17 protein-coding genes are annotated in these 19,657 nt (G+C 54.4%); 9 read left to right on the top strand and 8 right to left on the bottom strand.

Features of this window, described 5'->3' with window-relative positions:
• Positions 1-8 precede the first annotated feature (8 nt).
• Positions 9-689, bottom strand: a complete 681-nt coding sequence (locus IPI29_03485; GenBank protein MBK7411598.1) for a DUF4397 domain-containing protein — start codon at positions 687-689, stop codon at positions 9-11.
• Between the two features lie 10 nt (positions 690-699).
• Positions 700-4,002 carry a carboxypeptidase regulatory-like domain-containing protein gene (locus IPI29_03480; protein MBK7411597.1) on the bottom strand — a complete coding sequence of 1,101 codons (3,303 nt, stop codon included), beginning with the start codon at positions 4,000-4,002 and terminating at the stop codon, positions 700-702.
• Between the two features lie 83 nt (positions 4,003-4,085).
• On the opposite strand from IPI29_03480, the gene IPI29_03475 reads away from it, so the two are divergent.
• Positions 4,086-5,780, top strand: coding sequence for a SpoIIE family protein phosphatase (locus IPI29_03475; GenBank protein ID MBK7411596.1), 1,695 nt, complete (start codon positions 4,086-4,088; stop codon positions 5,778-5,780).
• The gene (locus IPI29_03470; GenBank protein ID MBK7411595.1) at positions 5,777-7,048 is read left to right on the top strand and encodes a class I SAM-dependent RNA methyltransferase; all 1,272 of its coding nucleotides are present in this window, start codon (positions 5,777-5,779) and stop codon (positions 7,046-7,048) included. Before IPI29_03475 ends, IPI29_03470 begins: the two co-directional genes overlap by 4 nt.
• Here IPI29_03470 and IPI29_03465 read toward each other — a convergent pair.
• Positions 6,984-8,456, bottom strand: coding sequence for a glycogen synthase (locus tag IPI29_03465; GenBank protein MBK7411594.1), 1,473 nt, complete (start codon positions 8,454-8,456; stop codon positions 6,984-6,986). The genes IPI29_03470 and IPI29_03465 overlap by 65 nt on opposite strands.
• Positions 8,453-9,325 carry a 4-(cytidine 5'-diphospho)-2-C-methyl-D-erythritol kinase gene (ispE, locus tag IPI29_03460; GenBank protein ID MBK7411593.1) on the bottom strand — a complete coding sequence of 291 codons (873 nt, stop codon included), beginning with the start codon at positions 9,323-9,325 and terminating at the stop codon, positions 8,453-8,455. Before ispE ends, IPI29_03465 begins: the two co-directional genes overlap by 4 nt.
• 33 nt (positions 9,326-9,358) lie before the next feature.
• Between ispE and IPI29_03455 the strand changes: the two genes are divergently transcribed.
• The 3 genes from IPI29_03455 (at position 9,359) to IPI29_03445 (ending at position 11,063) form a co-directional block, all read left to right on the top strand.
• Positions 9,359-10,030 (top strand): hypothetical protein, encoded by a 672-nt coding sequence (locus tag IPI29_03455; GenBank protein ID MBK7411592.1) that lies wholly within the window; start codon positions 9,359-9,361, stop codon positions 10,028-10,030.
• 13 nt (positions 10,031-10,043) lie between these two features.
• Positions 10,044-10,556, top strand: coding sequence for a hypothetical protein (locus IPI29_03450; GenBank protein ID MBK7411591.1), 513 nt, complete (start codon positions 10,044-10,046; stop codon positions 10,554-10,556).
• Positions 10,557-10,709: 153 nt separating this feature from the next.
• On the top strand, positions 10,710-11,063 hold the full coding sequence (locus IPI29_03445; protein MBK7411590.1) for a four helix bundle protein: 354 nt from the start codon (positions 10,710-10,712) through the stop codon (positions 11,061-11,063).
• Between the two features lie 43 nt (positions 11,064-11,106).
• On the opposite strand, the gene IPI29_03440 is transcribed toward IPI29_03445, so the two are convergent.
• Complete coding sequence (locus IPI29_03440) at positions 11,107-12,762, bottom strand: acyl--CoA ligase (protein MBK7411589.1); 1,656 nt, start codon at positions 12,760-12,762, stop codon at positions 11,107-11,109.
• Between the two features lie 92 nt (positions 12,763-12,854).
• On the opposite strand from IPI29_03440, the gene IPI29_03435 reads away from it, so the two are divergent.
• Together IPI29_03435 and IPI29_03430 are read left to right on the top strand one after the other, a co-directional pair.
• The gene (locus tag IPI29_03435; GenBank protein MBK7411588.1) at positions 12,855-13,883 is read left to right on the top strand and encodes an aminotransferase class I/II-fold pyridoxal phosphate-dependent enzyme; all 1,029 of its coding nucleotides are present in this window, start codon (positions 12,855-12,857) and stop codon (positions 13,881-13,883) included.
• Positions 13,884-13,934: 51 nt separating this feature from the next.
• On the top strand, positions 13,935-14,411 hold the full coding sequence (locus IPI29_03430) for an acyl-CoA thioesterase (protein ID MBK7411587.1): 477 nt from the start codon (positions 13,935-13,937) through the stop codon (positions 14,409-14,411).
• A 62-nt stretch (positions 14,412-14,473) separates the two neighbouring features.
• On the opposite strand, the gene IPI29_03425 is transcribed toward IPI29_03430, so the two are convergent.
• Genes IPI29_03425 through IPI29_03415 form a run of 3 tightly spaced genes read right to left on the bottom strand, consistent with a single transcriptional unit; the run spans position 14,474 to position 16,876 of the window.
• The gene (locus tag IPI29_03425) at positions 14,474-15,082 is read right to left on the bottom strand and encodes a hypothetical protein (protein MBK7411586.1); all 609 of its coding nucleotides are present in this window, start codon (positions 15,080-15,082) and stop codon (positions 14,474-14,476) included.
• Positions 15,048-16,298: a hypothetical protein gene (locus IPI29_03420; protein MBK7411585.1), complete on the bottom strand. Its 1,251-nt coding sequence runs from the start codon at positions 16,296-16,298 to the stop codon at positions 15,048-15,050. The genes IPI29_03425 and IPI29_03420 overlap by 35 nt, the downstream gene beginning before the upstream one ends.
• Before the next feature lie 20 nt (positions 16,299-16,318).
• Positions 16,319-16,876, bottom strand: coding sequence for an RNA polymerase sigma factor (locus IPI29_03415; protein MBK7411584.1), 558 nt, complete (start codon positions 16,874-16,876; stop codon positions 16,319-16,321).
• A 133-nt stretch (positions 16,877-17,009) separates the two neighbouring features.
• Here IPI29_03415 and IPI29_03410 point away from each other — a divergent pair, with 133 nt between their 5' ends.
• Positions 17,010-18,539 (top strand): hypothetical protein, encoded by a 1,530-nt coding sequence (locus IPI29_03410; protein MBK7411583.1) that lies wholly within the window; start codon positions 17,010-17,012, stop codon positions 18,537-18,539.
• A gap of 72 nt (positions 18,540-18,611) precedes the next feature.
• The gene (gene rfbB, locus IPI29_03405; protein MBK7411582.1) at positions 18,612-19,619 is read left to right on the top strand and encodes a dTDP-glucose 4,6-dehydratase; all 1,008 of its coding nucleotides are present in this window, start codon (positions 18,612-18,614) and stop codon (positions 19,617-19,619) included.
• The last annotated feature ends 38 nt before the right edge of the window (positions 19,620-19,657 follow it).

The raw sequence follows: 19,657 nt of genomic DNA, 5'->3' as shown, positions 1-19,657 counted from the left end.
AAAGTGTATCAAAAGATCGAAAGGGAAATGCTGTCTACCGTGGGGGGATCCGCATCGTAGGTATAGAGCATGTAAGAACGTCCGGCAGAGATCTGAACGTTTGGCAGGACGGCAAGAACGTTGGTAGTGCCACCTTCACGTACTTCAAACGAATACGTGCCGGGTTCAATTCCATGATAGACAGGAGAACTGATCCCGATATCATATTCTTCCGGTAGGAGTCGGGGACCGCCAGTGATCCAAACTTCCAAATACGACACGCTCTCCAGTTTCTCAGCCATATGGGTAAAGCGGATCACTGACGATGTTGCTCCGGCTGGCAACACGGTGTCTTGGATCTCGCGTCGGAACTCCACGAGACTGGTGGTGTCACCGCGAACAAAGAGGATCACGCGACCATTACCACCAAGAGTGTAGCGGAGATTGTCGCGGTAGACCGTTGTAGGACTTCCGATGAAGAACGTCACCGGACGTCCGGCGGCAACTTGCGTATAGGCAGAGGCATCACCTCGCGTCACATCGACATTGATCGTGCTGTCCATGGTTACGCGCACGGTAGGCACGTTCTGCGTGGTATTCACGATCAGAACCGAAGCCGGATCTGGTGTTGGAAACGTGATCACACCGGATTCACATCCTATGACCGAAAGGATCACAACACACATTCCAAGCAGGCGAAGAGAGTTCATGGTGAGCCCCTTAGAATGTGTAGCGCATGCCAAGCTGCATACGCCAACGTGAGTAGAAGTTGTCGGTGTTGTATACGCCGGGTCTGCCGTTGGTAACGGGCTCGGTATAGGTCATGCGCAGTCTGCCTTGAGCATCGAAGGGTTTGCCGTTGTTATCAAGCACCAACCCAAAGAGGTTGGCACTTTGGAAGTCTACATAACGCTGCAGTCCCCAGTCTGGATTGAGGAGGTTCAAGACGTTCTGCACATCAAGCGTGAATTGGACGCTGTGATCAGAGAACGCCGGGAACTCCTGTTGAATACGCAGATCGAGTTGATTGATCCATGGCTCGCGCAGGGCATTTCGCGGAAGGATCTTGCCTTGATACTCTTTGAGGATCGGATTGGCATCAATGAGCGTCATGATCTGTGACCAGATCTGGTCCGGTGATCTGAGGTCCGTAGCATCGGTAGGGGGCGGGATCACAACGCGCGTGTTGTAGTCTTCATCAGTAGGGATGTAGACAAGGTCATTTCCACCCACGGCATTGTCGCCGTTATAATCCTGGGCATAGGACAGAGAGTATGGCCGACCGGAGTTACCCGAGTAGAAGATCCCAAACGACGTCCAGATACCCTTTGACCAGGTTACACGATACGATCCGCTCACAGAAACGCGATGTAAGAAATCAAAGTTTGATGTCCCAACGGTTGCATTGTTCGGATCGATCACATCTGTACTGGTCCACTGCGACGATGCCGTTGCAGCAGTGGAGGAATTGAGATCCTGCGTGCGACCGTAGGTGTACTGCATCATCATCGAGAGTCCGGGGATGATCTTGTTTGTCTCGTCGACTTTGATCTGACCGGACACGCTGTATTGCTGACCTTCTGACCGACTTCTCATGAGGATCACCTGTGTAAAGCGTCGGTCCACAAGGGAGTCTGGAGAGCCCCCTGCATAGAGCGGGCGACCATCCAGCGGCGAAACACCGACCAACGTATCTCCATCCTTGATGAAAGTGAGATTCGATCGCGTAAGGTTGAGGTTGGCGTAGTCCACCTGATTGATGAAGGCGCCATACATCCCTTCGAGTGTGAAGATGATGCCGTCCGTGAGCTTGATATCGGTTGCAAGCGTAGACCTCCATACCTGAGGCATACGGAAGTCTTTATCGGTGATGTTGATCGCCGATGTATTAATGGGGCTCCCAGGATATCCAGAATCACCTGGACGAGGTGGTGGCACACGCAGGTCCCACTCTACGGGCACGCCATTGCTGGTGATCGGATTTGGGAGGTTGTTGCCACCAAGCTCGGCGCGGTAAAGATCCATGCCGGTGTTGGAGTATTGATTCGAGAGCCAAACTCCGGCGACGCGTCCGGTGAAGATCCCGGTACCGCCGCGGATCTGCCACGACTTGTCTCCGGAGATGTCGTAGTTGAATCCAATGCGAGGGGAGAAGAGCAAGCTCCCTGACGGGACCTCGCTTGTGGATCTGCCGGGAAATGCCTCGGCAAAGGCCGGGTTCTCGTATGGCGTTGTGAGGAAGATCGGTGCATCCACGCGCAATCCGAACGTTAGACGCAGTTGCGGATCCACTTGATACTCATCCTGAGCATAAACGCCAAGCTGCATCATGTTCCACGCAGAGCGCGGCATGGGATCGCCGCCCGTTACCGCTTCATTGGCATAGCTCACGCGGTAGTAGTTGGCCTGTCCGGCTTCGTAAGCATCTACGGTTGGGAACTGATAGCTTGCGTAGTAGTCCTGAATGAAGAGGTTGTTGAAGCGAGAGAATTCGTTGTGTGTTCCAAACGTCAATGTGTGATCGCCGAGGAACCATGTGATATCATCGGTAAGTGCAACCAGTGTCTGATCCAACGCGTTGGCCTGTGAACTGCGTTCCGGACCTAGGATAACATTGAGACCCGAACCAACCTGCACACGCACTTCGCCGAATGGAATGGGGTTGCCGGCTGCATCAGACGGCAGGATACGAGCATCATTCGTTTGTGTGTACGACACACGCAGCTCATTGCTGAGCTCACCGGAAAAGACGCTGTTCCATTGAAGAACTGTTTGATTGTTGATACTCTCAAACGTATTCATCCTACTCGTAAGACTGTAGTTGGTATTGCTGCGTTGGAGGTTGCGGTCTTGAATTCCGTATGTGAAGTTGTGACGCAGCTGCAGCTTGTTCTGCTCATCAACGTTGTAGTCAAGACGGGCAATGATATTGACCGTATTGTTCTGAATGTTCGTTGTTCCGTATTCACCGGCATCGTATCCGTATCGACTCTTTGTGATCGAGACGATCTCATCAAGCACCGAAGAGCTTACGGGGAAGTTGTTTAGAGCTGAGGGGTCGTTGAGTGCCACTTCGACCGGAGTGGAGCGGAGTCGGCCTTCTGCTGTTACGTGAAACAGAAGTTTGTTCTTGATGATTGGTCCGCCAACACGTCCGCCGAATTGATAGTCGTAGAAGGTCTCAAAGGGGCGCCGTGCCGCGTCGGGACTTGGTCCTACAAGATCCTGATTCCGCCCAAAGAAGAAGATCGAACCATGGTAGTCGTTGGTGCCACCACGCGTGATGGCATTCACCAAGCCCCCTGTGAAACCACTCTGACGGATGTCGTAGGGTGAAACGTTCACACGGATGCGCTCAATGGCATCAAGGGAGAGGAAGTTCGAATTGGCCTGCGACCCTGCCGTGCCGGCAGAACCAAGGGCGAACACATCATTCGCAACTGCACCATCGATCTGGAAGTTGTTGAAGCGTGAGTTCACACCCATGATGCTCAGACCCTGAAGTCCGTCGCTCCCCGCAGTCTGCGTCTGATTCGCATAAGGATTGATCCGTGCGATATCGCTGATACTCCGATTGATCGTTGGCGCAGCGCTGATCGCTGCTTCGTTGATCACCGAGCCGGAACCCGTTCTGCTTGCATCGAAGATGGCGTCACGTTCACCTGTTACCACTACCTCTGAACGTTTGGAAGCCGAGGTCTCGAGCTTGATGTTGATCGTGGTGGCATCACCTTCGTCAACCTTCACATTCCGTACGGTATCCGAGCGATATCCCACGAACGAAGCGATCAACGTATAGGTGCCCGGCCGAACACCCTTGATAAGGTAGTTGCCCTTGCTTTTGCAGATCGCGCCGTAGATAGAACCGGTTGTGGTGGAGATGATCTTCACCGTGGCACCGTTCAAGGGTGTCTCACCGATTACGGTGCCCGTTACCGATCCCGTTGTAACGCCTTGGGCGAACAGGTGCGTGGGCAGACCAAGTATGAATAAGCTCCAGAGAACAACGGCGCAATACTTCATGACGTCCTGTGCGTGGCGAGTGAGGCGATGGCAAAACTACGGGTTTTCCGTTCCGCGGACGGAAGCCCCCGTATATTCGTTGCATGACAGAGGCAGGTACTTTTTCCCCGGTTTCGGCCCGTTCGGCCCTGCACCTGGCGTCGCTACTCGATCTCTCCACACGAGCGGCCGAATACGACTCTGCGGAGCCGATCCTCAATGCAGCACTTCTGAGTGTGATGGGACGCCTTAAGGTCCTGCGTGCCTGTGTGCTTCGTCCGCACAATGGACAGTACGAATCCGTTATTACAAAGGGAGTTCCGGCGATCTCGCTACCGCTCTTTGAACTTTCTGAGCCTACATTCGCCGAGGATGTGGAGAGTGCGGAGCCCCTTACAGCCGCCGGGATCCATTGGCTCATTCCGCTGAATCACCAGGGGGATGTGACTGCCGTGTTATGTCTTGGAAAAACGCTCGATTCCGTCGAAGGCGACCCTGATGTGCGGACGTATGTGGACCTTATGAGGTCCATCCTCTCCATTGCCGTCCATAACGTTGAAACCATGTTGTCACTGCGACATTCAACGATCGAAGTGGAACGTGGTGCCCTGCTCGTTCGCTCATTGTATGAATTCGCTCGTGATTTCACTGGTACAAAGGACAGTAAGGCCATCCTCCGGCTCTTGTCGTTGCGATTGATGGGTCAGCTCATGACCACCAACTTTGCCATCATCCTTGACGACAACTTTGGGATGGAGCAGGTGATCATCAACCGAAAAGAGTCAATGCCGTTGCAGGATCTGCATCCCGACGTGCTCTCGTTGAAACAACCGCAGCTCACCTCTGCAATGTCCGATGATGATCCGTTAAAGGGGCTCTTTGAACGCCTCGATGTTGGTATGGCTGTTCCGATGGTTCTGCGAGGTAATCCCGTTGGTGTCTTGGCCGTCTGCCGGAAACTCAACGCCAAGGAGTATACACACGAAGAACTGCAGTTTCTTGAAGCCGCGGCTACGATCGTTATCACAGCTCTCGATAATGAGCGATTGGATAAGGATCGTGCGGAACGTCAGCGACTTGAGAACGAGCTCGACATTGCTGCTGACATTCAAGCAGGGTTGTTGCCGTTGCAATTGCCGCCAACACCCGGACTCGATGTAGCTGCAGACACACGTTCAAGCAGGCAGATCGGCGGCGACTATTACGACGTGATCCGGCTCGACGAACAACAGACATTACTGGCCATCGCTGATGTAGCTGGCAAGGGCGTTCCCGCGGCCTTGCTCATGGCTAACGTGCAAGCAGCGTTGAATGTGCTGGCAAGACTTCGTCTTCCGCTCACACAGATCGTTGAACACGTTAACAGACTTGTGTATGAGAATACACCTCCGGAAGTCTTCGTCACGTTATTCCTTGCTGTGATCGATACAGCCACGGGCACACTTGAGTACGTCAATGCCGGACACAATCCACCCATCCTGCTGCGCGGTGATGACGTGGTGCTGTTGCAAGACGGCGGAGTACTCACCGGTGTTATCCTCGACCCACCTCCTTACCGCCTCGGCGTTGGTGGTGTACGCTCCGGTGACGTACTTGTGTTATACACTGATGGCGTAACCGAGACATTCAACAAGGTAGGTCTGGAATACGGCATTGAATCGCTTGTTGAATGTATTCGCACAAACCGCGAATCAACGCCGTCTTCGATCCTCCAAGCGATCCAGTTCGCTATCCACGCATTCAGCGATGGAGCCCACCTCACAGATGACACATCACTAGTTGTAGTAAAGGTCCAATGATCTCCCTCGATACCTCCATCCGCGAGGCCGCGCGCCTCAATAATGTGCCAGTAGGGGAGGCCGTAGAACCTTTCGCACGGGTCCCGTATGAAACGGAACTCGCTGTTAAACGTGTTGGCTTAGAAAAGTTCATGACGGGACTAAAGGTCCCTTCTTCGGTCATCGATCCCATCGTGCCCGCACCGATGCCTCGTGGGTATCGCACCACCTCCCGTAGACGTGTAGAGTTTGGTAGGGGGCAGGTACGACTCCTTCATGGCGATGGTAGTGATGCCTATGGCGCAAGCCCCTTAGAACCGATCTCCCATGCAGAGATCTATGTAACGGTGGAGAAGCTGCTTGACGGGCTCACGCCGATGGTCTCCGGCGCAGTGAACCATGTGATCCTTCGCGGGACCTATGAAGAATTCGTTCTGATCATCAACGTTCGCGGACTTGATGCACGCATCGTGCGCTCACTGCGAACGCTTGCTGAACGTGTTGCAAAGGCACACCCAACCGTAAAACACGCGTGGATCTACCACGATCCCAAAGGAAGCCGGTACTACCTCGATCTGGAACGTCCAGCATCCGGTGTTGGTGCGAAGAAACTCTTTGGTGCTTCGGCGTGGATGCAGACCATCGGAGAGATCACGTATCAAGTGGGTGTGTTCTCCTTTACGCAAGTGAACCTCGCAATGACGGAGCGACTCGTTGAGACCGTTCGGCAACATGCCGGCGTAACAGAAAACGACACGCTGTATGACCTCTATTGCGGCTATGGACTCTTTGGTGCGGCCTTTGCGAAGAACGTCAGTCGCGTCATTGCTGTTGACGGTGATGAGAGTACGGTTGACAATGCACGGTATACCATTCGTCGTGCGGGTGGACAAGTGACAGCCATTCGCGAGGTCCTGCGAAGCGGTGAGGATATCGACACCGTTGTGCATGCCATTCAAAAGATGTCGCGCAAGGATCCGGCTGTTGGACCGAACATTGTGATCCTCGACCCGCCTCGTGCCGGCACAGCAGAAGGTGTGATCGCAGCCATCTCAAATGGACTTCAACCGCGTGCCGTTGTAGAGATCTTCTGCGGTCCGGATGAGATCTACCGCAGCAACAGAGAATGGCGTCAAGCCGGCTACGGTGTACAACGCATCACCCCCGTGGATCTCTTCCCGGGAACGATGAACATGGAGTTCGTTGTGTCCTACGGTAAGGGCTTTACCGCCGAGCTTCCTGAGCCCAGCCAAAGACCTCGACGTAGCGTCGAGCGGTGGTCACGATAGAGTTGTCCTGCGCCATGGCATTCCGTCTCATGTGTGACCAATGCGGTTCGCGCTTGTAGAGTCGCAATGCCGTTTCCAACGCCTGCTGCAACGCTTCTCCCGTATACCGGTGGAATCGTATGCCCGTCCCTGTGAAGGTGATCGGGTCATAGTCCTGTACGGTATCTGCCAAGCCCCCTACAGATCGTACGATGGGGACCGTTCCATACGCCAGGGCGAACATCTGCGTCAAGCCACACGGTTCGAACTTCGATGGCATGAGGTAGAAGTCTGAGCCGGCCTGGATCATGTGGGAAAGGGGCTCATTGTATCCCGTGCCCACGCGGACATGATCCGGATAGCGATAGGCGAGGTTCTTGAGGAGGTCTTCGTACTTGGCTTCACCGCTGCCAAGGATGACCAGTCGGAATCGGTCATTGGCAACAAAGGACTCAATGCAGGCTGCCAGGATCGAGACTCCCTTCTGCTCTGTGAGTCGGGTGACCATGCCCACCACGGGCAGATCGCGTTTCATTTCCGATGCCGAGATCCCCACCTCTTTCAGCAGGGCCTTCTTGTTGATGTCCTTCTTCTTGAGAGAGCTGGCATCATACGGCACGGCGATATGTTCATCGTGAAGGGGGCTCCATGTTCCGGCATCGATGCCGTTGAGAACGCCGATCAGATCTGCCCCGCGCGATTGCAATGCCCCCTGCAAACCCATGCCTTCTGGGGTCCAACGGATCTCCTGTGCATAGGTCGGACTCACTGTTGTGATCTTATCGGCGAACAGGATCCCGGCCTTCATGGCATTGAAGATCCCATCCTGCTCGTACCAGCTGCCGGTGTAGAATTCCGAGGCAGGGAAGCCGCAGAACTCCATGGCTCGTTGCGGATCGTACATGCCCTGATAGGCCATGTTGTGAATGGTGAACACGCCGGCTGTGTGACGGAAGAACTCGTCGTTATGGTAGTGCACCTTGAGCATCGGCATGCAGGGTGCCGTGTGGTAGTCGTGTGCATGGACAACATCCGGACGGAAGTCCAGCGCCCGTGCTACCTCAAAGATGGCTCTGCTGAGAAAGATGAAGCGTCGGTCATTGTCCTCAAAGCCCTCATGATATCCATAGATCCCGGGCCGGTCATAGTAGTCACTCGAACGCAGGAAATACACAGGGATGGTCGTACCGGGCAAGGTTCCGTGCCAGACCTCGGCATACTCGGTCCAGGTGCCGAACGGCACGTCCACCAGCATGTCCGTCTTAACGATGCCGAACTTCTCCGTATCGATCGTGCCGTAGAGGGGAAGGATCACAACCACGTTGTGTCCGTCCTCTGCCCAGGCCTTTGGAAGGGCGCCGGCCATGTCTGCCAGCCCGCCAACCTTTGCGAACGGTGTTACTTCTGCAGTGGCTACAAGGATGTTCATGGGCTGAGGAATGGTGCGTAGACAGGATGGCAAATATACGTGTCCATCGTGGGGAAGGCCGTTTGAGCCTGTTCTGCGTTCTCCACAGATGTGTATAACCCGAACATGGTTGATCCACTTCCGCTCATTGATGCGTAGATGGCTTGATTGTCAATGAGAGTGCGCTTGATGTCTGCTAATACTGGGTGTTGGACGAAGACACTTCGCTCAAAGTCATTTACGAAGTGATCTTGCATAAGCTGTTGATTGTTAATAGACATGCGGAGTTTGTCCACTAAATCACTTCCCGGTTTTCCACTCGTAATCCCCAATGTGGAATACGCATGAGCAGTGTTAACATGGAGTCCGGGACAGACCAACAGAACGGTCCATGGAATCGAGAGATCGAGAGGAGTGATGTGTTCGCCCCTTCCCTCGACCAAGGCAACACCGGCATGCAGGAAGAACGGCACATCGGAGCCCAGTTGTTCAGCAAGGGGCTTTAAGCTGTGTCGCAGGGCATCGGTTAGGTCGTGACCGTTGACCAATGCCATGGCGATGAGAGCAGCGGCGGCATCACTAGAGCCCCCTCCCAAACCGCCACCTGTCGGGATGCGTTTGTGGACGGTTATCTTTGCGGCTCGATCTTCATTGGGAAACGCTGTCGAGTAGAGTCGACAAGCGCGACTGACGAGATTTTCGTCGGGCAGATCCGTAACAGGAGGCTCGCAGATCACCTCAAGCGCATCAGAAGCGGTTACCTCAAGCGTATCATGCAGGTCAATGCCGATGAAGATCGATCGAATGTCGTGGAAGCCATCCGGACGCTTGCGGAGGACCTCAAGTCCGAGGTTGATCTTAGCGCAGGCGCGCAGGACAAAGGAATTCATGGGGATGGTTGCGTTGAAGGAACATGCGAAGTTATGACAGGTACATCGTCACAGATCACATATTCGAATGAGCTGGCACGGAAAGGGATCCACCTAGCGTCGATGCTCATTCCCATCATCTACCTACAGGTTGAACACTGGACAGGGATCGGCATCCTTGTGAGTATGACGGCCGTCTCGATTCTGATTGACTCGTTGATGCACTTCCACGAGCCCACAAGAAGAGTGATGCTCGACGCTGTAGGCTCCTTGATGCGTACACATGAGTTGCGTAGAGATCGGTTCCACCTCACCGGCGCGTCGTGGGTGCTCATCGCCGCAACATCATCCTTCTTGGTCTTCCCATCGATCATCGGCGTTACGGCGTTCACCGTACTCATCGTTAGCGACACCTTTGCCGCTCTGATCGGTCGTAGATATGGGGCTCGCCCCTTCATCGACAAGAGTGTAGTTGGCACCATCACCTTCATCATCACCGCGATGATCGTGGTAGTGGTTTACGGGTTGATCTTTTCGCTTCCGTGGACATTCTATGCCGTCGGTCTTGTGTCGAGCATTGCCAGCGGAGTTGCGGAGGCTGCGTCTACTCGTCTGCACCTCGACGATAATATTTCCACGCCCTTCAGCTTTGCCATCACCATGTGGGTACTCGGAGCGATCCTCGTAGCTACCGGCCTTCCAAATTTCATTCACGCCCTTCCCTGATCTGGTCACACGTATGCGGTCCTCCACTAAATGGTTTCTTGCGATCCTCCTTGGTATCTCCGTGGGCATCGCTGCCTTCTTCATCTGGTATCGTACGCAGTCCATGTCCGTAGAAGGATTCTACGTTGAGACCGACGGATTCACCGATTCCCGAGGCGATGAGATCGCTTCAGTCCATTTTGTGAAAGTTGAAGCCTACGATTCATTGAAGATCCTCCGTGTTGCCGAAGAGATCACACGCACAACGATCGAATCGAATACACTCGACGCATCAAAGAAGCGCCGGTTCCTATTCCATTTCTATGTGGGAAGCGATACAACGGCACTCTCGCCCGAAATGATCGACGAACTTGCCTATACCAACCCCTCGATCGAAGACCCAAGCACCACGCTGCATGTTATACCAAGTGGCTATGTGATCTCCGCCACATTCGCCCCCACAATGCTTCAGCCCCAAGCTGTGGAATCACGCCGCACACAGTTCTATATGCCGAAGCCGGGGATACGCGCGCAGAGTGTGAAATAATGAACAGCGAACGGAGAACAGCGAACAGAAAACAGCGAACAGCGAACAGCGAACAGAGAACAGAGAACAGCGAACAGCGAACGCTGAGTCACGTTTTGGCAGTGAGGATGCACGTGATAGTAAGAACTTGTTCTAACTATCAGGAGCGCATCAATGTCAGGAGTAGATCCGCTTAAACAGCGGTCTTTTGATTTGGCCCTTGGCGGGCTTCGGTTTTCGATGGATTTCAAAAGACGCAGCAAGGAATTCGATATCGGGAATCAGATCTGTAGATGTGCCACTGCTCCCGGTGCACTGATAGCTGAGGCAAAGGACTCCGAAAGTCGTGCCGATATGCGGCATAAGTTTGGAATCGCACTCAAGGAGTGCAGGGAACTTCGATATTGGCTTGATCTACTGATAACCTCGGGCCTAGTTATTCAATCAGAAGTCAGCGAGATTGAAGAATCACTTAACGAGGTCACAGCTATCCTCGTCGCCTCGCGAAAGACACTCTCAACTCCATGATAGAGGGTTCTCTGTTCTCTGTTCGCTGTTCGCTGTTCTCTGTTCACTTCCTAAACTGCGAATCCTTCCACTCGGCAAACAGGTGTTTGACCTTGTTGCGTTGGTATTTGCCGGTTGAGGTTACGGGGAGGGCATCGGTGAAGATCACCACCTTTGGTGATTTGTGGAAGGGGAGATTGGCTCTGCAGAAGGCGATGATGGAGGCTGTATCAGCTGTTGGGTCAGAGGCGATGACGAGGGCGCCTACTTCTTCTCCGTACATGTTGTTTTCGAAGCCGACGCAGATGCCGGCCTTCACTCCAGGTGCTCGATTGATCACTTCGTCGATCTCCAAGGGGGCGAGGTTTACGCCGCCACGAATGATGAGTTCCTTGAGTCGACCGGTGATGAAGTAAAACAGGCGCCCCTTCTCATCGGGAAGACAAAAACCTTCATCGCCCGATCGGAACCATCCGTGGGCAAAGGCTTCTGCATTGGCTGTATCATTGGCGTCATAACCGCGCATCACGTTGGTGCCGCGGATAACTATCTCGCCACGCTCACCGCGCGCAATGGAGTTGCCCGATGCGTCGTGAATGTCCATTTCGTTGCAGGGGAGAGCAACACCGATGGAAGGGAATCCGTGATCCTGCATCCATGAGCGATGTTCATGATCGGTGAGGTCAACAGGCAGGAAGCAGGAGTAACACGTTGTTTCCGACAGACCGTAGCCGTGAACGATGCGGATGCCATAGGTGGATTCAAATCTGTCAGCCAGTTCACAGGTTAGGGGGCCGGCACCACAGATGATATGACGGAAACTCGACTGTGGTACGGCACTTCCGTCGGCACCTGCTTCAAGGAGTAAGGCCAGAAGCGTTGGTACCACACTCACAACATTCACGTCTTCGTTCACGATAGAGGAGAAGAAACGATGGGGTGAGAACTTGCGATGGAGTACCACTGATGCTCCGGCAATGAACGGGGCAACATGTGTTACGATGGTTCCATTCACATGATGAATGGGAAGCACACACATCATGCGCTGATCGCTGGTGATGCCATGCCATGATGAGATGTCCGTGCCATCAGCAAAGAGATTCTGCTGCATGAGGACAACACCCTTGGGGTTTCCTGTTGTTCCGCTTGTGTAGACGATGAGACAGTCATCCCACCGCATATCAAGCGTGGCATCTGGCCATGGATAGGGTTCACATGCACGGACCGTAGCATAGAACGCAGGATCCGTTGTATCGGTATCCACATCGATGATCGCGATGTCAGAATCTCCACAAGCAGTTAATACGCGTGATCGATATTCACTTCTGCACAGCACGACCTTGGTGCCGCAGTTTTGTACGATGTAGGAAAGTCGCCCTTCATCTTCGGTCATGTTCAGTGGCACAGCACATGCGCCCATGAGCCAACAAGCGAAATAGGCCAGCACCGTGTCGGGATGATTATGTCCGGCGAGCGCTACCCGATCGCCCCTTCTCACACCATGATCCTGAAGGTGGGTGGCCATCCGTCGTGCGACGTCGATGAAAACGCTGTACGACCACGATGAACGGTTGCCGCGCTCATCCACATAGATCAACCACGTCTTCTCCAAATAGGCGGCATCGTGATGACGCATCAGATCGCCCCAACTCAGGAAGGACTGAGGTACATCGGAAGCCTTGATGCCATGAGCAGAACGGGCGGGATGGTCGGAAGGCATGATCATGCGGAAGGGGCGAGGGTGGAAGAGGGGATCGGACCGTAATTTGTCGGACAGCCCGAAAAATAACCCCGATGATGCACAAAGGCGGAATGATGATCGATCTGAGAAGTGATACGCTAACAGTTCCCGATGACGGAATGCGTCAAGCCATGGCCAGTGCCTCGGTGGGTGACGATGTGTATTCGGAAGATCCCACGGTCCTGGAACTCCAGGATCGCGTAGCGTCGATGTTCGGCAAGGAAGCCGCCTTGTTCGTCCCAAGCGGTACACAGGGCAATCAGATCTGCATCGCTCTCCATGCGACTACCGGTGAAGAAGTGATCGCCGAACGCAATGCCCACATCTTCCATTACGAGAACGCAGCAACAAGCGTTATCGCTCGTGCGCAGATCCATGCACTGGATTCTGATGCCGGTTCGATGGTCTTGGAAGATGTCCTTGGTGCGATCCGACCAGCCGCGTATTACTACCCCCGCACCGCTCTCATCGCCGTGGAGAACACCCACAATCGTCACGGCGGAACTGTCCTATCAATGAGCTACCTCCGCAACCTCCGCCTAGTCGCAAATCGATCTGGATTGCCGGTGCATTGTGACGGAGCCCGCATATGGAATGCCATGACCGCTACAGGAACGTCGGCGGCGGAGTATGGAGAGCTCTTCGACACCATGAGTGTATGTCTCAGTAAGGGGCTTGGTGCTCCCATCGGCTCGCTCATCCTCGGCTCGGGAGAGATGATCGAACGCGCACGTCGGTGGCGCAAGATGTTGGGCGGCGGAATGCGTCAGGTTGGCGTGTTGGCAGCGGCCGGACTCTACGCACTGGACACCAACCTCCCGAAACTTGCGGCAGACCACCAGCGCGCCAAAGCCTTTGCCGAAGAAATCGCCGCTATCGATGGCGTTGATATTGAGCTCGAGAGAGTGCAGACCAACGTGGTGGCCTTCCGGGTGCCGGCATTGACCGATGCGGAGTTTATAGCTGCCTGTTTTGAGAAGGGGCTTCGCATTGCACCCATCAAGCCCGGGACTATGCGTGCCGTGTTCTATCATCAGGTGAGTGATGCCGACCGCGCGGAGGCAGCGGGCATCGTTCGCAGTGTACTCAACAGGAACTGAGACTACCAGCCCCCTTCGCTATCTTTGCAACTACGTCAACCGTGGATCATCATGCCAACCTCAGACAAAGTAGAAGCAACCGTCGATCATGGACCCGTGACCATTGAAGGTCATGGCACGTTCCACCATCGTCTCCATAGCCGCGTCCGCTCATACGATGTGGACCGTCAGGGCATCGTCCATAACGCCATCTACTTGTATTGGCTCGAGGCTGCACGCATCGAGTACTTCCGTGATATCGGTGTACCCATCGATCGTGCATCGTTCGTAACCAAGCATCGTTTTGTAGTTGCAAAGACATCAATCGAATATGCGGCCGCAGCACAATTCGATGATCCGTACACGGTCTTCACCCGAGTATCCTTCGTCAAGAACTCGTCCTTCGGATTCGAACACGTGATCTGTCACGAAAACGGAACCATCCTTGCCGTTGCCAGCAGCGTGCTGGTCCATCTCAACCCGGCCAGCCATAAACCCGATCGCATCCCGGATTCCTACCGGACGCTGATCAGTGAGTTTGAGCTATGAGGGACGTAAGATGGGACTCTAGCACTCTAACAATCTAGCACTCTAACAATCTAGCACTCTAACTAGTATTCCAACGTAAGCAACGCCCTGTACGACTCGTACCCTGCATCATATGGATGTGAAACGAGGATCTGTGCAGAGCCCTTAACGATGCGAGCCCCTTCTACTTCATAGAAGGCTAGGCGTATCTGTCTGCCCTGATCATCGGAGGCCCATTTGTATGGGGACCACGTATTGTTAACGGTGAAGTATTCTCCGGATATCCACGATGCAGGCGTTTGGCACATAGTCCATCCACCATCGCAGATCTTGTTATCCGTGGAGAAGCAGAATGTGCGGACAAACGGTGATTGATCGATGTTCGGACGTATCGTGTCCGGCAAGGAGAATTCTAGACGTGGAATGGTCATGCGATACGGAACAGTGTTGCGTTCGATCCATATCGTGTTCAGAAACGCCGTGTCTGTGACGATAGCCTCGTATGCACTATCACCGAAGTAGTAGTACACGGAGAGCCGTGTTGGATGCACCGCTCCGTCAACATAGGACTTGTTGCGGTCCACGTCGAGTTCTACCGGAGATTTACAGGCGTACGAGAAGAGCGCCGTTGCCATGATCAACACGGCAGCGAGCTGCTTACCGCCACGCGCCGAGATCAATGCTGAGGCCATAGGAGAGTCCCCACTTCGTGGATGTGAACCACGAATTCTGGAAGGTGTAGAAGAGTGCTGAACCGTCGAGACCAACAGTGAATCTCACCGGGCCGATCGGCTGATACGCAAGGCCGATGGTACCGCGTCCGATAGGTCCTTGAGAGAATGCGGCACCTACGGTAGCCATTGCAAATGGTTGAAGGCCGGGTAGGATCTCAAAGTTGATCGAAGAGAATTGATAGGTGGCTCCCATCCAGAAGAGGACAGGTGTCTGTGTCCATTCTGCTTGACGGTATCCATCGAATCCGTTGAATGTTTGCACGAATGACTCCGTGCCCATTTCAACACCAATTCGATGTTGTTCGCTCAACGGAATGGTCAAGGAGAAGGCTGTGTTCGGCAGAAGGGTTGACGTAACACTTTCCGGTGTTGGTTCCGAAGCATCGAGTCCGCTCGCAAGTGTTCTGAACCCAAATGACAATGGCAGCGTGCTTGTACGCGGTGAGACACGATCGGAACTAAGCAGTCCCTGTGATGCAGCCGAGCCATATGGAGCTTCTGTATAGATATCCCGTGCAACGATCGACCGTGATGCAGAGAGCGGATCCACAGACGGTGATGAACCGATCATCATCGCAGGGTCGGCGGCCGTTGTCTGAGCGGCTTCATCGATTTGAACCTCCGGAGCCGCAGTTGCCAGAACCGGTGCAGCAGGTTGCTCAACGGGGACGATGACGCGACGGATGTAGACGGTGTCCACGCGTGCGATGACAGGCTCCGGTTGTTGTTGTGGCGCACCCGTGATGACCGGTTGTTGTAGTGATGGAGGAACAGCTCCGCCCCCTGAGGCAAGATTGGAACCCTTATCTGCAGGCGTGGTGGACATCACCGAGAACATCACCAAGGCGCCGGCTACGAGTCCGCCAGCTGTGTACACCAGTGATTGCAAACCTTCCCACCACGGAGCAGAGGCACTGACAGCGGCTGCCCCTGCACCGCCGATGACGGCACCGGCAGGAGTAAGACCGGCTGCGGCTAAGATGCCTGTCTCAACCGATGGAGAAGGGAAGAGTTGATCGCGATGGACCGCGCCCCTGATCGAAAGGATGTCCTTCATCTCCGTACGGAGTTCAGGGTTTCCGGCAAGAGCGTCAAAGAGCCTCTGCTCGTCCGGAAGCTCCAGCTCTCCATCCATAAAGGCATAGAGTGCTTCGTCGGGTGTCAGTGGATTCATGGTTCCGTCAGTCATAAGTGTCACGCTTTTGAATTCAAGTCTGCCAGATAGGGGGCTAACACGTCTCGAAGTTTCTTCTTGGCTCTGAAGATCCGCACCTTCACAACATCGAGGGATTCGCCGATGATCTCGGAGATCTCGTTGTAGGAAAGACCGTTGTATTCGCGGAGTACGAATGCTTCACGGTAATCTTCGGGCAAGAGTTCGAGCGACGTTTGAATGAGTTGCAAGAGCTCTTTCTGTTCATATGGTACATCGTGATACGTCAGGTGGAAGTCTTCGACTTCTACATACTGGCGTTTCGACCGAGCACGGTGGGACAGACAGAGATTGCGGGCGATCGTCATCAGGTAGGCAGGGAAGTTCTCAAGCTCCCGTCCTTGACGTCCTGATTCAAAAAGCTTCACAAACGTCTCCTGAAGAAGATCTTCGGCGGTCTGGTTGTCGCCAAGGATCTTTCTGCAGTACGTGTAGATACGTTGGGAATACCGACGGTACAGCAACGACAACGCCGCCTGGGCCGCAGAATCATCCTGCGCCAGCCGTGCATACAGCTCAAGATCCGGTGTTTCGTCCACCGGAGCCCTCCGCTGATGATGCGATGTCCCCGTCGCCATGTGTCAGCCTTCTCAACGTGCTACAGATGCATTGACGCCCCACTGCCGGACCTGTTACAGCTGGTAGGGTGTTATTTGACCGTAATTTAGCCCCATGGCATCACCTGAACGACGCGCTGCCGGACTTTTCATGATCCGAGCAGATGCAGCCCACTGGGCAGACCACGACTATCGTGAACGGATCTATCGTCTCATCGACCGCGGAGTAGGGGGCGTTGGGGTCTTCCTCGGCGGACTGGAAGAAACGGCTTCGATGATCGAAGATCTGCAACGTAGAGGCGGCCGCCGCCTCATTATCGCCGCCGATTACGAACACGGACTGCCGATGCGTCTCGACGGCGGGATCGCCTTTCCACGAGCAATGGCTCTGGGGCGGACGCTTCCGGGTATCACCGAACACGTTGCCGCTTGTATCGCCATTGAGGCCTCGGCCATCGGGGTGCATTGGAATTGGGCTCCGGTTGCCGACATAAACTCGGATCCAAACAACCCGATCATCAACACTCGCTCCTTTGGTGAAACGGCAGAGGTCGTGGCTGCCCATGCGGCCGCATATGTTCGCGGTACACAGTCGCGGGGCGTGATGGCCTGTGCGAAACATGCACCCGGACACGGAGACACCCGCGTGGATTCACACGTAGCGATGCCTACCATCGACGTATCGGTGGACGTTGCGCGGTTGCGTGAGTTCATCCCGTTTCGGGCCTGCATTGATGCTGGTGTTCGTTCTGTGATGGTTGCTCACATCGTTGTACCATTTCTCGACGGAACACTTCCGGCATCGTTGTCTCATGAAGTGGTCACCGGACTCATCCGAAATGAATGGGGTTTTACGGGGCTCATCACAACGGACGCCATGGATATGAAGGCCATCGACGATACGTGGTCGAGCGCGGAAGCGTCGCTTCTTGCGATCAAGGCCGGTGTAGACGTAGTACTCATGCCATCGAATCCCAATGCGGCTATCGATGCCGTTCTCGAAGCCATAACAACCGGCGCTATCTCCGAAGAACAACTTTCTGCCTCCGAAGCACGCTGGGATGATGCCCGCGCCTACGTAGGGCTGCGCTCACGCACGGCCGGTTCCTATGCGTCACGTGAACGAGTTGTGGTTGACCAGTCAACACATGCCATGATCGCACTCAAGGCAGCAGACGCTGCACTGCGTCTGGAGGGGAATCTAGACCTCTTGCCGATCACGCAATACACCCAGGCAGCGGTCTTTGCCGTGATCGATGAGGCCGAAGCCGATGCGGCAACCACGTGGTTCCAATCCCTTGCGCAGGCAACGGAGTTGAACGTGGATTTCGGATATATCGACGGGTCCATCTCCGATCAGGATCTTGAAGCACTGCAGTCAGGGATCACCGAAGCAGAATGTGTGGTGTTTGCCTTTTTCGGGAAAGCAGTGGCGTTTCGCGGACGGCTTGCTGGTATGGAGCGCATACCCGATGTGATGAAGCGTCTGGCAGGGGAACGTCCTATCGTGGTTGTTGCCTGCGGAAGCCCGTACGGTATTGAGGAACTCCCCGCAGATCTTCAACTCTACACGTATTCCGATACGCTGCCGTCTCTGGCAGCCAGTGTGATGCGACTCATCGGCCGAGTGGTCAGTGAGAATTAGCGTATTTTTGACCAGCTTTTTTGATCGCAATTCGAATTGCGACCACTTCGTTCGGAATCTGTCTTGACCACGATCCTTCTTACCGGCGGTGCCGGATTCATCGGTAGTAACCTCGTGCGAATGATCGCGAAAAGCGGTCGATATCGCGTTGTGGTCCTTGACGCGTTGACGTATGCCGGCAACCTTGAGAATCTCGAAGGGGTGATCGACGATTCGTCTGTGAGCTTTGTGCATGGCTCGATCAATGATGCTGAGCTTGTACACTCAACGATGGAACAGTACGAAGTTGACGCGGTGATGCATCTGGCGGCCGAGTCCCATGTGGACCGATCGATCGTCTCGGCAGCCCCCTTCATCGAAACAAATGTGACGGGTACGCTCATCCTGCTCGAAGCAGCTCGTACATTCGGAGTGAGACGCTTTCTGCATGTCTCCACGGATGAAGTCTACGGAACACTGGGTCCGGATGACGCCCCCTTCACAGAACACTCACCCCTCGATCCTACATCGCCGTATGCGGCATCGAAGGCCTCCAGCGATCTGCTTGTGATGTCCTTTGTACGCACGCATGGTTTGGATGCTGTTATCACGCGGTGTTCGAACAACTACGGCCCATATCAGTTCCCTGAGAAGTTCATACCCTTGATGACGCTCAATGCCATGGAGCAACGTCCACTTCCGGTCTACGGGGACGGACGCCAGGTACGAGACTGGCTCCACGTTGATGACCATTGTACGGGGCTCCTTCTTGCCCTTGAACGTGGACGTCAGGGAGAGGTCTACAACTTCGGCGGCTTTGGAGAGCGAGCGAACATCGATGTGGTGCACGAGATCCTGCGTCATACCAAGAGCGATCATGCATTGATCGAACACGTCACGGACCGCAAGGCCCATGACAGACGGTATGCTATCGATGCAACAAAGGCGCAGATGGAATTGGGTTGGAAGCCGGAGTGGACATTTGACGACGGACTCGAAGCAACTGTAGCATGGTACATGCAGCATCAAACATGGTGCGACCATGTTCGGAGCGGCGAGTACCGCACCTACTACCAAGAGCATTATCACCGAACACTGTAAGGAATTTCCATGGCGCTCCGCCGTGCAGGTAATCCGAG

The organism is Ignavibacteria bacterium, assembly GCA_016707005.1.
Classification (GTDB): domain Bacteria; phylum Bacteroidota; class Ignavibacteria; order Kapaibacteriales; family Kapaibacteriaceae; genus UBA10438.
Note: the sequence above shows the minus strand (reverse complement) of the source record. Positions and strands in the feature narration are given on the sequence as shown.

Coding starts and splice junctions, on each gene's coding strand:
- IPI29_03450 (MBK7411591.1), top strand. CDS start 10,044: ATGCGGTCCTCCACTAAATGGTTTCTTGCGATCCTCCTTGGTATCTCC.
- IPI29_03410 (MBK7411583.1), top strand. CDS start 17,010: ATGGCATCACCTGAACGACGCGCTGCCGGACTTTTCATGATCCGAGCA.
- IPI29_03445 (MBK7411590.1), top strand. CDS start 10,710: ATGTCAGGAGTAGATCCGCTTAAACAGCGGTCTTTTGATTTGGCCCTT.
- IPI29_03455 (MBK7411592.1), top strand. CDS start 9,359: ATGACAGGTACATCGTCACAGATCACATATTCGAATGAGCTGGCACGG.
- IPI29_03485 (MBK7411598.1), bottom strand. CDS start 689: ATGAACTCTCTTCGCCTGCTTGGAATGTGTGTTGTGATCCTTTCGGTC.
- IPI29_03475 (MBK7411596.1), top strand. CDS start 4,086: ATGACAGAGGCAGGTACTTTTTCCCCGGTTTCGGCCCGTTCGGCCCTG.
- IPI29_03470 (MBK7411595.1), top strand. CDS start 5,777: ATGATCTCCCTCGATACCTCCATCCGCGAGGCCGCGCGCCTCAATAAT.
- IPI29_03425 (MBK7411586.1), bottom strand. CDS start 15,082: ATGGCCTCAGCATTGATCTCGGCGCGTGGCGGTAAGCAGCTCGCTGCC.
- IPI29_03480 (MBK7411597.1), bottom strand. CDS start 4,002: ATGAAGTATTGCGCCGTTGTTCTCTGGAGCTTATTCATACTTGGTCTG.
- IPI29_03430 (MBK7411587.1), top strand. CDS start 13,935: ATGCCAACCTCAGACAAAGTAGAAGCAACCGTCGATCATGGACCCGTG.
- IPI29_03440 (MBK7411589.1), bottom strand. CDS start 12,762: ATGCCTTCCGACCATCCCGCCCGTTCTGCTCATGGCATCAAGGCTTCC.
- IPI29_03465 (MBK7411594.1), bottom strand. CDS start 8,456: ATGAACATCCTTGTAGCCACTGCAGAAGTAACACCGTTCGCAAAGGTT.
- ispE (MBK7411593.1), bottom strand. CDS start 9,325: ATGAATTCCTTTGTCCTGCGCGCCTGCGCTAAGATCAACCTCGGACTT.
- IPI29_03420 (MBK7411585.1), bottom strand. CDS start 16,298: ATGAATCCACTGACACCCGACGAAGCACTCTATGCCTTTATGGATGGA.
- IPI29_03435 (MBK7411588.1), top strand. CDS start 12,855: ATGATGATCGATCTGAGAAGTGATACGCTAACAGTTCCCGATGACGGA.